The sequence below is a fragment of the Streptococcus sp. DTU_2020_1000888_1_SI_GRL_NUU_041A genome, from assembly GCF_032387735.1.
In the GTDB taxonomy this organism is placed as follows: Bacteria; Bacillota; Bacilli; order Lactobacillales; family Streptococcaceae; genus Streptococcus; species Streptococcus sanguinis.
The window spans coordinates 2,223,337-2,238,797 of record NZ_CP135591.1 but is presented as its reverse complement, the minus strand read 5'-3'; the positions used below and the strand labels follow the sequence as shown (position 1 = coordinate 2,238,797).

Sequence of the window (15,461 nt, the reverse complement as noted above, 5' to 3'; positions counted from 1 at the left end):
AAAACGAGGCAAAACTTGTTAGGATTAAGATACATATATATTCTGATGCTTAAAGAGGATCAAAATAAGAATGGAGCTTCTGATGAGAGGTTTCCATTACTTTTTGATTTTCAGAGGGCATGAGAAAACTGCTGACTGTAAAAGTTAGCAGAGGGAGGAGAAAAATGAAGAAAAAAGAAGTTTTTGGTTTTCGGAAAAATAAGGCTGTTAAAACTTTATGCGGTGCCGTTCTAGGTGCGGCTTTTTTAACGTCAACGATGCAAGTAAGAGCAGATGAAGTAGTAACTGATACCAATAGTCCTGTCAATACTGAAATGGTGGGCACTGGAAATGCAGCGACCAATCTGCCTCAAGCTCAAGGATCAGCCAGTCAGGCATCTAAAGAGAGTCAGGCGCGAGCAGGTCAGGCAGATGGCGGTGTGACAGTGACTGTTCCAACAGCTGGTTTAGATGAAAGCGCCAAAAAAGCTCAAGAAGCTGGGCTGACAGTGGTCAAAGACCCAGCTGTTGACAAAGGAGTAGCTCAGACTGCTCAAGAAACTGCAGACAAAAAAGCGGAGATTGCAGAAGATTATGAAGCGCAAGTAACCGATATTGATGCCAAGGTCAAGGAGTACAAAGAAAAAGTATCAGCCTACGAGGCGGAAGTAGTTCGGATTACAGCAGAAAACAAAGCGGCTGCAGACCAATACGCTAAAGATTTGGCTGCTCATCAAGCAGAAGTGGCTCGGATTACAGCAGAAAATGCTCAGCTGAAAGCAGATTATGAAGCGGCACTTAGTAAATACAAAACAGATTTAGCAACGATTCAAAAGACCAACGCAGAAAAAGCGGCTGCTTACCAAGCGGCAAAAGCGGCCTATGATGCAGAGTTGGCCCGTGTTCAAAAACTGAATGCGGAAACAAAGGCTAATTATGATACGGCTCTGGCGGCTTATGCTAGTGAGCTGGACCGTGTTCAAAAAGCGAATGCGGAAGCTAAGGCTCGGTATGAAAAAGCTTTGGCTGACAATGAAGCTGCCAATGCTAAGATTGCTGCTGATAATGAAGCTATTAAACAGAGGAATGCGGCTGCAAAAGCGGCCTACGAGGCAGCACTTGCCCAATATCAAACAGATTTAGCAACGATTCAAAAGACCAACGCAGATAATGCGGCTGCTTACCAAGTGGCTAAAGCAGCCTATGATGCAGAATTAGCCCGTATCCAAAAGGAAAATCAAGATAAAAAAGCTCAATATGAAGCAGATTTAGCAGCTTATAAAGCTAAAAAGGCTCAAATTGAAGCTGCAAATGCAGCAGCTCAAAAAGAATATGAGCAAAAGCTAGCAGAGAACCAAACTAAGAATGCCACTATAGCAGCTGAAAATGAAGAAATCAAGAAGCGTAATGCTCAAGCCCAAGCAAACTATCAAGCTCAGTTGGCCCAGTATAATGCTGATTTGGCTGTCTATAACACAAAATTAGCCAAGTATCAGCAAGATAAGGCTAAATATGATGCTGAACAGGCCAAGATTAAGGCTGGACTGGCTCTTGCAGAAACAAAGAAGACTGAAGACGGGCATTTGAGCCGTCCAATTGCGCAAAGCCTGGTTTTCAAATCAGAACCTAATGCTGATCTGTCACTGACTACAACTGGTGAGTTTGTCAGCTATGCTGGTATGGAAGCCGCTGTAAAGAATACTGCAGAGTTTTCTAAGAAACTCTTCCAACTGGACAACTTCAAAGTAACAGATATTCAAAATGCTAACTATCAGACCAACCAGCAGGAAAGCTTTGGTACCGTTGGCAAGTATGCAGACTACAGTTCTAACGTAACAAGCGGTAAAGGACCGACTGAATGGTCTTCTGTTTTGTTGAGCCGCGGTCAGTCTGCAACAGCAACCTATACAAATCTTCAGGGAACTTATTATCGAGGGAAAAAAGTTTCTAAAATTGTCTATACTTATACCCTTGATCCAAGCTCTCAATTCCGCAATGATAAGGCCTGGTTAGGTATTTTTAAAGACCCGACAATGGGAGTTTTTGCTTCAGCTTATACAGGAAATTTTGAAGATGCAACCTCTCTCTTTGTGAAGACGGAATTTGTCTTTTATGATGATAAAGGCCAACCTATTAATTTTGATCAGGCCTTGATGTCCGTGGCTTCCCTCAACCGTGAAGCTAATTCTATCGAAATGGCCAAAGATTATACCGGAACTTTCAACAAGATTTCAGGTTCATCTATTGGTGAAAAGAACGGCCAAATTTATGCGACTGAGTCTGAAAACTTCAAAAAAGGAGTTGGCGGATCTCGCTTTACCATGTATAAGAATGCTCAGCCGGACTCAGGCTGGGACACTACAGATGCTCCTAACTCATGGTATGGAGCAGGAGCGGTAGAAATTTCTGGCACAACCAACAGTATGACGATTGGAACAATTTCCTCTTCTGAAGTGTTAGGCCAGCCAGAGGCTACTGATCCACGTAGGGCTGACAAACTAGCTCCTAAGAAGCCAAATATTTGGTTTGCGATTAATGGTGATGTCCGAGCGAATGCTCTGCCAATCATCACAGTAGAAGAACCGGAAGCGCCAGTAGCTCCTACAGCTCCTGCAGCGCCAAGTGAAGAAGCGCTTAAGCCTTTGGAGCCAGCTCCAACTACACCAACACCGAAGGCTCTTCCAACACCTCCGGCAGCACCGACTTATGAAAAAGAACCGACGCCACCGACACGTACACCGGAAACACCAGAGCCTAGTAAGCCTTCTGAGCCAAGCTATGAAGTAGAAAAAACTGTCCGGCCAGCAGTGGTAGAACCGACCTATGAAAAAGAGCCAACCCCTCCGGCAGCACCGACTTATGAGAAGGAGCCGGAAGCGCCAACTCCTACACCAGATACACCGGAGCCTAATAAGCCGGTAGAACCAACTTATAGCCCGCTGCCAACCTCACCAGCAGAGCCTGTTTATCAAAAAGAGCCAGCAGCGCCCGTAGCTCCGACTGTGCATTATCATTATCATCTCTTGCAATCTCAACCGCAGATTAATAAAGAGATTCAAAATGACCAAGGCACCAATATTGATAAGACTCTAGTGGCTAAGCAGTCCGTCGTTCAGTTTGCCTTAAAGACAGAAGCTCTTCCAGCCGGACGCAGTGAGACGACTTCTTTTGTCATTGCTGATCCACTGCCAAGTGGTTATGAATTTGACTTAGAAGCAACAAAAGCTGCTAGTGCAGGTTTTGACGTCAGCTATGATAAGGCTAGCCACACAGTGACATTTAAAGCAAATGCAGCAACCTTAGCTACTTATAACGCAGATACGACCAAAGAGGTTGCTACGCTCTTTCCGACAGTGGTTGGCCGAGTACTCAATGATGGCGCAACCTATACTAATAATTTCACACTGACAGTCAATGATGCCTATGGTGTCCGCTCAAACGTAGTACGCGTGACCACGCCAGGCAAGCCTGATGATTCAGACAATCCTAGCAATAATTACATCAAGCCAACCAAGGTTAATAAAAATAAGGCAGGATTGGTGATTGATGGTAAGGAAGTCTTGGCTGGTTCGACCAATTACTACGAGCTGACTTGGGATTTGGATCAGTATAAGGGTGACAAGTCATCTAAGAGCACGATTCAAAAAGGTTTCTACTATGTAGATGACTATCCAGAAGAAGCACTTGAACTTCGTCCGGAATCAGTCAAGCTAGTAGATGCGGATGGCAAAGCTGTGGCAGGTGTGACAGTGACCCACTACGAAAGCCTTGAAACAGCCCCTGCAGCAGTTCGAGAGCTCCTTCAAAAGGCGAATATCACTGTTAAAGGTTCTTTCCAACTCTTTGCAGCAGACGATGCCCAAGCCTTTTATGACCAATATGTCGTAACAGGTAAGTCTTTAACGATAACAAGCCCTATGGCAGTCAAAGAAGGAATGGGTCACACAGGCGGCAAATTCGAGAACCGAGCTTATCAAATTGACTTTGGAAATGGTTATGCGACAGACGTAGTCGTGAACAATGTTCCTAAAATCAGTCCTGAAAAAGATATTACATTGAGTCTTGATCCAACAAGTGCAGAGAACTTGGATGGCAAGGAACTGACTTTGGGACGGCATTTTAACTATCGTCTCATCGGAGGCTTGATTCCTGCTAACCACTCTGAAGGTTTGACAGACTATAGCTTTATGGATGATTATGACCAACGAGGAGATGAGTACACGGGTGCTTACAAAACCTTTGCCAAAGTGGACATCACGCTCAAAGATGGTAAGGTGATAAAGGCTGGTACAGATTTGACTGAGTATACAGCTGCGAATGTTGATCTTGAGAAAGGCTTGATTTCTATTCGTTTCAAGGAAGAATTCTTAGAGACTATTTCTTTGGATTCAGCTTTTCAGGCTGAAACCTATCTACAGATGAAGCGGATTGCTGCGGGTACTTTTGAAAATACCTACATCAATACTGTCAACCACGTAGTCTATGCTTCAAATACAGTTACAACAGTCACTCCTAAGGCACAGCATCTGCTTGTTTCGGATATAAACGATCCAAGAAGAGCCAATCCAACTCCAGCAGCTAAAAAGATTCCTGTTTCTCTTCTGCCAGAAACGGGAGCCAAAGATACAGTCTATCTTCCATATCTAGGTTTAGCAGCCATTATCGGTGCTTTAGGTCTAGGAAAATTGAAAGGTAAAGAAGATTGATAATGGATGAGGCTAGGGAATCCCTAGCCTTTTTATCTTTAAAAATACTGCAAAATCTTATGTAGCAAAAGTCTAAATCATTTGTAACATGACAAAAACATAACTCTAAAAAAACTGACATGTAAATGAGGTATGATTTTTTTATCATCAAATTATACGGAGAAAAACAGTTATGAAAAAAACATTTGCTAAAGCGACTCTTGGTTTAACTTCCACAGCTTTTTTGGCGACAATCGGCGCTCAAGCTGTTCATGCAGATTCTTATGTTGTCCAGCAAGGGGACTCTTTTTTTGCCATTGCTAGTGCCAATGGAATGAATCCTTACGAACTTGCTGCCAATAATGGAAAGACAATTTTTGATACGATTAACCCAGGAGATGTGCTGCAAGTAAATGGTACAGCTTTGGCTCAGACTTACAATCCTTACAGCGCTCCAGCTTATGAAGCGACAAGTGATGCTGCTTTGGTATCTGATACTGAAGATGTTGTCTTAAATACGCCAACTGACTATGGCAATTCTTACCCAATCGGCCAATGTACCTGGGGCGTGAAAGAAATGGCTCCCTGGGCAAGCAACTGGTGGGGCAATGCTAATACTTGGGCAATTAATGCTGGTGCTCAGGGTTATGCAACAGGAAATGTTCCAGTACCAGGTGCTATTGCAGTTTGGGATGGTGGCGAATACGGACATGTTGCTTATGTGACAGATGTGCAAAGCGACAGCTCAATTCAAGTTCTAGAAGCGAACTACAATCGCCAAAAGCAAATTAACAACTATCGTGGCTACTTTAACCCAAATGAATTTATGGGTGGCGTTACCTACATTTATCCAAACTAAAGATAATAAAAATGCGGCTGGGACAGATAATGTCTCAGCTTTTAAATAGTCGATAGCTCTTGATGCGGTAGCTGATAGGGCTTTTTCTTTGTGTGGGAAAAGTCCTGAGCAGAAAGAGTTTTTTTGAGACGAAATATGTTAAAATGAAGAGAGGGAGGATTTCCTGGAAGGAGACTAATGAGTTATTTCAATAAGTACAAGTTTGATAAATCGAAATTTCGTCTGGGCATGCGTACCTTTAAAACCGGTCTGGCTGTTTTCATCATTCTACTGCTCTTTGGGCTTTTTGGTTGGAAAGGCCTGCAAATTGGTGCTTTAACGGCGGTCTTTAGTCTTCGTGAGGATTTTGATAAGAGTGTCCACTTCGGGACATCGCGAATCTTGGGAAACAGCATCGGTGGTTTTTACGCTCTGCTCTTTTTCATTGTCAATAGTGTCTTTAAGGAGCAGTATTGGGTCACCCTCCTTTTAGTGCCGGTCTGTACCATGCTGACAATTATGACCAATGTCGCTATGAACAACAAGGCGGGAGTCATTGGCGGAGTATCTGCTATGCTGATTATTACCCTGTCCATTCGGCCGGAAGATACCATCTTGTATGTCTTTGCCAGAATCTTTGAAACCTTTATGGGAGTCTTTGTTGCAATTCTGGTAAATTCTGATATAGATCGGCTGCGAACCATCTTTGAAAAGAAAAAATAAAATCCGTGTAAGAAAATCTGACATTATTTCTTGACATAAGATTTATTTCGTCCTATAATAGTGCGTAGAGAGGAATTTGAATGAAGGAAAAAGAGTTTCGCCGAAACATGGCAGTCTTTCCCATCGGCAGTGTTATGAAACTGACGGACCTATCTGCCCGTCAGATCCGTTATTATGAAGACCAGAATCTGATTACCCCTGCTCGAAATGAGGGCAATCGTCGGATGTATTCTTTGAATGATATGGACCGTCTTTTAGAAATTAAAGATTATATTTCGGAAGGTTATAATATCGCTGCAATTAAGAGGAAATATGCTGAGCGTGAAGCTAAGTCCCACAAGACCATTAGTGAAAAAGATGTCCGCCGTGCTCTGCATCATGACATCTTGCAGCAAGGCCGTTTTGCTTCTTCTCTGCCAACCTTTGGTCAGATGCGTCGACCATAGCTATTTTGTTTGAATTACAAGGAGAAATTTAATGTCTATTACAGCAGCTGATATCCGTCGCGAAGTAAAAGAGAAAAATGTTACCTTTATTCGTCTTATGTTCTCTGATATTTTAGGAACTATGAAGAATGTGGAAATTCCTGCCACGGATGAACAGCTTGACAAAGTCTTATCCAATAAAGCCATGTTTGATGGTTCTTCCATCGAAGGTTTTGTCCGTATCAATGAATCAGATATGTATCTTTATCCTGATCTGGATACTTGGACAGTCTTTCCCTGGGGAGATGAAAATGGCAGTGTAGCGGGTCTGATTTGTGATGTTTATACGACAGATCATGTACCGTTCCTAGGGGATCCTCGCAGCAACCTCAAACGCGCTCTCAAGCATATGGAAGAACTGGGATTCAAGTCCTTTAACCTCGGACCAGAGCCAGAATTTTTCCTCTTTAAGCTGGATGAAAATGGCGATCCGACGCTGGAAGTAAATGATAAGGGTGGCTATTTTGACTTGGCGCCAACAGACTTGGCAGACAATACTCGTCGGGAAATCGTCAATGTCCTGACCAAGATGGGCTTTGAAGTAGAAGCTAGCCACCATGAGGTCGCAGTCGGCCAGCACGAGATTGACTTTAAGTATGACGAAGTGCTCCGTGCTTGTGATAAAATTCAGATTTTTAAGCTGGTTGTGAAAACTATTGCTCGTAAGCACGGCCTTTATGCGACCTTTATGGCTAAGCCGAAGTTTGGCATCGCGGGATCTGGTATGCACTGTAACATGTCCCTCTTTGATCAAGACGGAAATAATGCCTTCTTCGATCCAGAAGATCCAAAGGGTATGCAGCTGTCAGAAATAGCCTACCATTTCTTGGGTGGTTTGATTAACCATGCTTATAACTATACAGCTATCATGAATCCAACGGTTAACTCATACAAACGTCTGGTTCCTGGCTATGAAGCGCCAGTATATATCGCTTGGGCAGGACGCAATCGTTCACCATTAGTGCGTGTGCCAGCTTCTCGTGGTATGGGTACTCGCTTGGAACTGCGCTCCGTTGATCCGATGGCTAATCCATATATTGCTATGGCTGTTCTCTTGGAAGTTGGACTGCACGGTGTTGAAAATAAAATCGAAGCTCCAGCCCCAATCGAAGAGAATATCTATATCATGACTCCTGAGGAGCGGAAGGAAGCAGGAATTACAGACCTGCCATCAACTCTTCACAATGCCTTGAAAGCCTTGACAGAAGACGAAGTCGTTAAAGCAGCACTTGGCGATCATATCTATACAAGCTTCTTAGAAGCTAAGCGTATCGAGTGGGCTAGCTATGCAACCTTTGTCTCTCAATGGGAAGTGGATAATTATCTAGATTTATACTAAACTTAGAGCAGGAGGATTGGCATATCCCCTGCTTTTTCGTGGAGGAGAAAGATGGAAAAATTTCATGATTTTATAAAGCGGGTTTTTGATGAGCAATATGAGGCTTGTTTTGGTTCAGGTATGCTTGAAAAACTTGAACCTCAAGATTATTATCTAAGGCGGGAGGAGGGTGGCCGGTTGATTGCCTTGCTCCATGCCCAACAGGTGCTGGAAAACATTCATATCAAGGCTTTGGTGGTGGATAAAGAACATCAGGAAAAAGGTTTGGGAGCCAGTCTGCTGGCAGAATTAGAAGAAAAGGCTGCAGAAGCTGGAGTGAGTAGCATTACTTTGTCCACTAAATCTTATCAGGCCAAGGATTTTTACATCAAGCAAGGCTATGAAATCTATGCCAGTCTAACAGATGTCCCGCAAAAGGGCATTACCAAATATCATTTTATCAAGCGATTGAGCTGAGCTAGTCTCATTAGATGGAAGTCAATTTGGCTTCTGTTTTTTTATGCTATAATAATAGCAATGACTGTTAAAAGGAATAGGAAATGAAAAGGCAGAAAACAATAGGCATAGCTTTAGTAAGTCTAGGAATTATCGGTAGAGCTTTTTTCCTTGGAAATCAGGAGAGCTTAAATAAAATTATAACCAAAAAGCCAAATTTGCAAACGATAAAGGGAAAGCAGTTGGATGAACTGAAAAAACATGAGGAAGAAATCAAAGATTTTATCAAGTCACAAAATCCTAAGATTGAATCTGTTCAGGTGGATTGGAACCAGATAAACTGGGAAGAAGTAGGCAATGGTACTCCGTGGGGAGGAGGAGAAGTGATAAGAATTTTTGGAGGATTTAACCATATTGAAGACTCGAGTTGGAGTGTTTTGGTTGATGTAAAAGATGGGAAAGTGGATATCGATTCTATCATGCAAGGTAGTCCATTACGAGCAGGAGGAGAGATTTTTGAGTGAGAGCAGTTCAAATCATCGGATAATTTCTATACAGATTTCACACATCTTTTTATGTAATTTTGTGTCATAATATGTAACTTCTATTGTCTAGGAGGAAGAAAATGAAGAAACATAAAATCATTTGGTTGCTATTTATTGTCCTTGTTATTGGAGGAGGAATTTTATATATGTTCAGCCAGGGGAATTTGTTTTCAGATGGCAAAGCTAATTTGCAATCCATAAAAGAGAAACAGCTAGATTATTTAAAGTCACAAGAGGAAGAGATTAAAAAATTTGTGAAGTCACAAAATCCTAAAATTGAATCAGTGGAGATCAATTGGGAGGAAACGAATTGGGAAGAAGTAGGCAACGGAACACCACGGAGCGCTGGAGAAATTGTTAATGTATATGGGAGATTCAATCATATTGAAAATTCTTCTTGGAATGTCACCTTTTTAGTAAAAGATAATGAGGTAGTTCCAAATTCAATGTCTTTAGCAAATGATTTATATGTAGGAGGTAGGATTTTTGAGTAATAGTAATTTAAAATCCTTTGATAATTTTTATGTAGATTTAGCAGAGAAAGAGGAAGAAGCAGTGAGAAGTCTGTTAAGAGGAATTAAAAATCATGGCAAAAAAGGTTAAAGATTATTATGATTTGATTTATGCGGGGGATTTGAGTAGTCGCTTGCAAGAAGTCACAGATAAATTTGATGCTCAGCATTTTATGTCTCTAGTTGAAAGCGAATTAGAGGCTTTGGAATTTACTCAGCGTCAAGAGTTGATGGCAAAGAGTATCAAAGAATGCTTGCCGCTTTCTTATGCTGATTCTCTGAAGGTTTTTGAGCAGATACTTGGTCCGGAGTTAGAGGGCGGCTTGGGGATGTTCTCAGAAGGGTACTGGTTGTGGCCGATTGGCAAATACGTAGAACTTTACGGAAGTCAGGAATTCGAGCTGAGTGCAGCCTTCAGCAAGGAATTAACCAAGCGATTTACTGGAGAATTTTCCATGCGGCCCTTGCTGGCTAATTATCCTAAAGCTACGATGGATTTACTGCTAGAGTGGAGCCAAGATGAGAATATACGCGTCCGCAGATTAGCCAGCGAGTGTATGCGTATCCGACTGCCCTGGGCTAAGAAGCAGACTGTGGTCTTAGATTATTTTGATGAATTTACCGCTATTTTAAAGAATCTAAAGGATGATGCGGATAAATCAATCCAAAAAAGTGTCGCTAATAATCTGAATGATTTATATAAAGAAGCTCCTGAAAAGTTTGAGTGTATCATTCAAGTTTGGCAAAAGGAAGAATTGAGTCCGAGTTGCGCTTGGATTATCAAGCATGCTTCGCGAACAAAAAATAAAGCAGAAAAATAAGCCTTGCTAAATCTAGCAAAGCTTATTTTTTAGTTATCTTCGTCTGGTGTAAGCACCATCGGAATAATAATAGGTTCGCGCTCGGTACTTTCGTAGAGGAAAGGACGCAAGGCGTTGACGATAGCGCCGCTGACAGATTGGACGCTGGCGTCTTTATTCTTGAGTGCAATGCGAATAGCATTGAAGAGGATGCGCTGGCTTTGGCGAATGAGGTCACCTGATTCGCGCATGTAGATAAAGCCACGGCTGAGAATATCTGGACCGGCTAAAATCATCTTGGACTCAAAATCAACCGTCGCGACAGCCAGGACAACGCCGTCCTCTGACAGGTCTTTACGGTCGCGCAGGACTGCAGCTCCGATTTCACCAATGCGGTTCCCATCAACATAAATATCCTGAGCGTTGAAGCTGCCGGCAATACGAGCTGAGTCAGCTGTCAGAGCCAGCACATCACCATTGCTCATGATGAAGATATTGTCTTTTGGTACTCCAGTATCAACGGCTAGACCTGCATGGACTTTTTGCATACGGTATTCACCATGGACTGGCATGAAATATTTAGGCTTGATCAAGCGAAGCATGAGTTTCTGCTCTTGCTGGCCACCGTGTCCAGAGGTGTGGATGTTGTTAATCTTACCGTGAATCACTTCTACACCAGCCTCGGAAATGATGTTAATCAGCTTGTTAACGCTGGTCGTATTACCAGGGATAGGACTGGATGAGAAGATGACCGTATCTCCAGGCTGCAGCTGAACCTGACGGTGGGTACCATTGGCAATCCGAGACAGTGCTGCCATCGGCTCACCCTGACTTCCGGTACACATAATCAGCACTTCGCCAGCAGGATAGTCCTTGAGTTCATTTGGCTCGATGAAGGTATCTTTAGGAACCTTGATATAGCCCAGCTCAATCCCGTTGACAATAGCCTTTTCCATGGATCGGCCAAAGACCGCAATCTTACGACCGGTCTTGACAGCAGCATCTGCTGCCTGCTGGAGTCGGAAGATGTTTGAAGCAAAGGAGGCGAAAATAATCCGTCCATGAATGCCTTCGATAATCTTCATGATAGACTGTCCGACCACTTTTTCGGAATTGGTAAAGGTCGGAACTTCAGCATTGGTCGAGTCAGATAGGAGACAGAGAACGCCTTCCTCACCCAGAGCAGCCATACGGTGCAAGTCTGCCGGCTCACCGACTGGAGTAAAGTCAAACTTGAAGTCACCGGTACAGACAATCTTACCCTGCGGCGTATGGATGACAATTCCCAAAGGCTCTGGAATAGAGTGGGTTGTCCGGAAGAAAGTAGCTTTCAGATGCTTGAACTGCAGTTCTGTGTTTTGATTGATTTCATAGAGCTTGGCATCGCGCAATAGACCATGCTCTTCTAGCTTGCCGCGAATGAGGGCCAGCGCTAGAGGACCAGCATAGATAGGAACATTGGCTTGCTTGAGCAGGAAAGGAATACCGCCGATATGGTCCTCGTGCCCGTGGGTGATGAGAACAGCTTTTACGCGGTCAATATTTTCCACGATATAAGAGTAGTCAGGAATGACATAGTCAATTCCTAGCAGGTCGTCTTCTGGGAACTTGATGCCGGCGTCTACGATGATAATTTCATTTTGGTATTCAATCCCGTAGGTGTTTTTACCGATTTCGCCTAACCCACCAATCGCAAAAACGCCAACTTCTTTGGGTTTTAAGGTATATGCCATGGGTTAGAACTCCGTCAATTCAAAAGTGCCTGACTCTTTTTCGTATTCGAGGTGTTTGTCAGACAAGAGCTCGATAAATTCAATATTGTAAGGGGTATTTTCTTCGATGAGCTTACGAGCCCGAATACGGCCTTCCAATTCATTAGCTGCTTCAATCTCTAAATAAAGGGCACGTGTCTTTTCACGGCGCGGGCTGCGCTCTTTTGTTTCCTGATAAAAAACTTTGTAAATCATTACATTTCCTTTCATATTTTCATGATTAACCTGCAGAAAACAACAGCTGATTAGCTGTTTTCTTTTATTTAATTCTGAGTAGTAGATTAATCCTGATTCGTTACAATTATAATGATTATAACATAAAATAGAAGAATAGTAAAAGGTGGAGATAAGAAAATGTAAGAGTGATTTAGTCTGAAAGCATTCGGATTCTATATTCCTGAAATGCCTGTTCGGAATACTTTTAATTTTATGAGAGGTAGCCGTGCTCTTTGTACCAAGCTAGGACATCTTTGAGAGTTTCTTCAAAGGGACGGAAATGGGCTCCCAACTCATTTTGGGATTTTGCAGAATTGAAATGTGTTCGGAGATATTCCTCTTCGGTAGAGGTCACAGCAGCCTTACTCAACAAAATAGGCCGTTTTGTTAGGCTATGATATAGTTCATTGGACTGAGCAATTATCTTTAGAAGAAAAAGAGGAATCCGTTTAGTTGGAGCGGCAACTCCGCTGACCGCTTCTAGGTTCCTCAATAATTCTTCCATCGTCATATGCCTACCAGCTGCTAAATATCGTTCTCCTTGTCGGCCATACTGCATAGCTAGGATTTCGCAGTCTGCAACGTCTCGGGCATCTACGACGCTGTAGCTGCCGGGAATGATTCCAGGCAGTTTTTTATGAACGAAGTCGAAAATCAACTGTCCCGCAGAGGTGGGACCGATATCGCCTGGGCCAAACATAAATCCAGGCAGGACAAAACTAACAAAAAAATCAGGATGTTTTTTTGAAAAATCTAAGAGAACCTCTTCGCTTAATATCTTACTGCGGTAGTAGTCATTGCTTGTATTCCTGCTGCGTAGCATGCTTTCATCAATCAGTTGATTTTGTTCACCATAGAGAACTGCAATTGATGAGGTATGGATTGCCTGGCGAATGCCAGCTTTATAAGCAGCTTCAAAAAGTTCCAAACTACCCTTCACATTGGTATTATACAGTTCTTGCCAGTGCTGACCGCCTTTCAAACTATCTCGAAAGAAAGCAGCTGTATGAAAAAGACTATCACAACCTTGCATATGATTTTGATAGCTGTCTGGCTTGCAAATATCTCCTTCAATGAAATGGATTGGCAAATTGCCAAACTGTTCTAAGGCTTTCTGTCGAGAGCGTACTAAAGCAGTCACCTGAATTCCTTTTTTTAGAAGGGCTCGCACTAGATTATTTCCTAATAAACCTGTTGCGCCAGTAACGAAGGCGTGGTGAATACTTCGGCTTTGGTGTTTTGGGGGCATGGATATTCTCCTTATATTATATTTAGATGACATGTCATCTATTCTCTTATTTTATATTTTGCAAGATTAATTGTCAACAATTAAGGGAATTAGTGTAAAATAGATACAGAAGAAATTTGCAAAGGACGGGAATAGAATGTCATCTTTAGGAGACCGTTTTAGATATTTATTCAGAAGTGCGGAAAATCAAGCGATGAACATTTGGTCACTTGATTTTGAGGGCTGCTTATTTGGCGAAATAGCCGTGCTTGCGGTACCAATCTACCACGTCAGCTAAGCTTTCTTCGAGAGGGCGATGCTGTCCGCCTAGCTCGCTCTCGGTTTTGGCAAAGCTAAAATTACTTTTGAGATATTCTTCGGCCATGAGATGAGCGAGCTCATTGGTAACCAAAATTGGTTTTTTGGTGAGCCGGTGGTAGAGCTCACTTGCTTGGGCATAGATTTTGACGAAAAGAGGGGAGATCTTGCGCTTGGGGGCGGGAACGCCAGTGATTTTTTCCAGTATTTGGTACAATTCTGTCATGGTCACTTGCCGTCCAACTGCCAGATAGCGCTCCTTTGAGCGTCCGTATTTCATGGCGCGGAGATGAATATCTGCTACATCTCTAGCATCCACCATATTATAGCTAGCCTTTAAGATACCTGGAAGTTTTTGCTCTACAAAATTGATAATCAGCTGCCCACTGGAGGTCGGACCAAGGTCTCTAGGACCCAACATTACACTCGGCAAGATAAAGCAACCGAAAACATCTGAATGCTTGTCCAAGAAATCACGAACGGCCTCTTCACTCAAAATCTTGCTGCGATAGTAATCAAAAGGAGTATCTTTTGAGCGAGACATGCTTTCATCGATTAGCTGATTGGCCTCACCTTCCAGTACGACACAGGAGGAAGTATGGACAAATTGGCGGATACCAGCCTCGTAAGCAGCTTCTAGGAGGTTATTTGTGCCTATAATATTAGTGTCGTAGAGCTCCTGCCAGTGCTTGCCGCCTTTATAATTATCGCGGAAAAAAGCAGCGGTATGAAAGAGGCTGTCGCAGCCTGCTAGATAGTCACGATAGCTTTCGGGCTCTAAAATATCCCCCTTGACAATCTGGATAGGCAGGTCGGCAAATTGTTTGCGCGCTTTTTCCTCGGAGCGAACGAGAGCGGTCACTTGAATGTTTTCTTTTAGCAGAGCACGCACGAGATTATTTCCTAAAAGACCGGTCGCACCAGTCACAAAAGCGTGGGTCATTGTTCTAGCTGGTTTTTGATTTGTAGGGTTTGGGGTCATCCGTTATTCCTCCTTTCGCAAATAGATGATATATCATCTATTTAAGATTTTATATTTTTTAACTAAAATTGTCAACAATTTACCTAATCTAGTGTAAAATAGTATAGAAGTGATTTTTGAAAGGAGAGCAGCGTGGTAGCAGAAGGAATTCGATTTGGCTATTTGTTTAGAAGTGCAGAGAGCTTAGCGACGAGAGAATATGGGAAGTTGCTAGAGCCTTTGGGAATTACGCCCAATCAAAGCGAGGTCTTGCTCGTTTTGGGCGAACATGCTCCGCTGTCTCTCAAGGGCTTGGGGGAATCCCTGATTTGTGAGGAAAAAAGCCCTAGTCGCTTGGTGCAGGCTTTGATTAAAAAAGGCTTGGTCAAGAAGGAAATTTCTAGCAAGGACAAGCGCAGTTCTCGCTTGAGCTTGACTGCTGCTGGAGCGGATTTGCTGCCCAAGATTGCTGAGCAAGAAGCGATTTTTGGAAAACACTTGGCGCAGCAAGTGCCTAATTTGGAGGCTTTTAGCCAGATTTTAGAGGAATTTTTGGTAGATAGTTTCTACGAAGACAAATTAAAACGCCGCTCACTTTGGCGGCAAGAGGAAAAATAGAGGATAA

General features: G+C 42.9%; 14 protein-coding genes. 10 read left to right on the top strand and 4 right to left on the bottom strand.

Annotated features, from left to right (window positions below; all coding sequences use genetic code 11):
* The first annotated feature begins 119 nt into the window (after positions 1-119).
* The 9 genes from RSK81_RS11020 (at position 120) to RSK81_RS10980 (ending at position 10,362) form a co-directional block, all read left to right on the top strand.
* The gene (locus RSK81_RS11020) at positions 120-4,685 is read left to right on the top strand and encodes an antigen I/II family LPXTG-anchored adhesin (protein WP_315686824.1); all 4,566 of its coding nucleotides are present in this window, start codon (positions 120-122) and stop codon (positions 4,683-4,685) included.
* 172 nt (positions 4,686-4,857) lie between these two features.
* A complete protein-coding gene (locus RSK81_RS11015) occupies positions 4,858-5,523 on the top strand; it encodes a CHAP domain-containing protein (RefSeq protein ID WP_004188880.1) in 666 nt (221 codons plus the stop codon).
* Positions 5,524-5,700: 177 nt separating this feature from the next.
* Entirely contained in the window at positions 5,701-6,225 is a 525-nt protein-coding gene (locus RSK81_RS11010) for an FUSC family protein (protein ID WP_002898470.1), read from the top strand.
* A gap of 80 nt (positions 6,226-6,305) precedes the next feature.
* On the top strand, positions 6,306-6,671 hold the full coding sequence (locus RSK81_RS11005; protein ID WP_002898467.1) for a MerR family transcriptional regulator: 366 nt from the start codon (positions 6,306-6,308) through the stop codon (positions 6,669-6,671).
* Between the two features lie 31 nt (positions 6,672-6,702).
* Positions 6,703-8,049, top strand: a complete 1,347-nt coding sequence (glnA, locus tag RSK81_RS11000) for a type I glutamate--ammonia ligase (RefSeq protein WP_002919765.1) — start codon at positions 6,703-6,705, stop codon at positions 8,047-8,049.
* Between the two features lie 51 nt (positions 8,050-8,100).
* Positions 8,101-8,505: a GNAT family N-acetyltransferase gene (locus RSK81_RS10995; RefSeq protein WP_002919764.1), complete on the top strand. Its 405-nt coding sequence runs from the start codon at positions 8,101-8,103 to the stop codon at positions 8,503-8,505.
* A gap of 83 nt (positions 8,506-8,588) precedes the next feature.
* A complete protein-coding gene (locus RSK81_RS10990) occupies positions 8,589-9,008 on the top strand; it encodes a hypothetical protein (protein WP_315686821.1) in 420 nt (139 codons plus the stop codon).
* Between the two features lie 101 nt (positions 9,009-9,109).
* Positions 9,110-9,523, top strand: a complete 414-nt coding sequence (locus tag RSK81_RS10985) for a hypothetical protein (RefSeq protein WP_315686819.1) — start codon at positions 9,110-9,112, stop codon at positions 9,521-9,523.
* A gap of 92 nt (positions 9,524-9,615) precedes the next feature.
* On the top strand, positions 9,616-10,362 hold the full coding sequence (locus tag RSK81_RS10980) for a DNA alkylation repair protein (RefSeq protein ID WP_315686818.1): 747 nt from the start codon (positions 9,616-9,618) through the stop codon (positions 10,360-10,362).
* 29 nt (positions 10,363-10,391) lie between these two features.
* Here RSK81_RS10980 and rnjA read toward each other — a convergent pair whose 3' ends face one another.
* The 4 genes from rnjA to RSK81_RS10960 form a co-directional block, all read right to left on the bottom strand.
* Positions 10,392-12,074, bottom strand: coding sequence for a ribonuclease J1 (gene rnjA / locus RSK81_RS10975; protein WP_002898451.1), 1,683 nt, complete (start codon positions 12,072-12,074; stop codon positions 10,392-10,394).
* A 3-nt stretch (positions 12,075-12,077) separates the two neighbouring features.
* Positions 12,078-12,308: a DNA-dependent RNA polymerase subunit epsilon gene (locus tag RSK81_RS10970; RefSeq protein WP_032914983.1), complete on the bottom strand. Its 231-nt coding sequence runs from the start codon at positions 12,306-12,308 to the stop codon at positions 12,078-12,080.
* Positions 12,309-12,540: 232 nt separating this feature from the next.
* Positions 12,541-13,578, bottom strand: a complete 1,038-nt coding sequence (locus RSK81_RS10965) for an SDR family oxidoreductase (protein ID WP_061592275.1) — start codon at positions 13,576-13,578, stop codon at positions 12,541-12,543.
* Positions 13,579-13,804: 226 nt separating this feature from the next.
* On the bottom strand, positions 13,805-14,857 hold the full coding sequence (locus RSK81_RS10960) for an SDR family oxidoreductase (protein WP_002903702.1): 1,053 nt from the start codon (positions 14,855-14,857) through the stop codon (positions 13,805-13,807).
* A gap of 132 nt (positions 14,858-14,989) precedes the next feature.
* Here RSK81_RS10960 and RSK81_RS10955 point away from each other — a divergent pair, with 132 nt between their 5' ends.
* The gene (locus RSK81_RS10955; RefSeq protein WP_000225125.1) at positions 14,990-15,454 is read left to right on the top strand and encodes a MarR family winged helix-turn-helix transcriptional regulator; all 465 of its coding nucleotides are present in this window, start codon (positions 14,990-14,992) and stop codon (positions 15,452-15,454) included.
* The last annotated feature ends 7 nt before the right edge of the window (positions 15,455-15,461 follow it).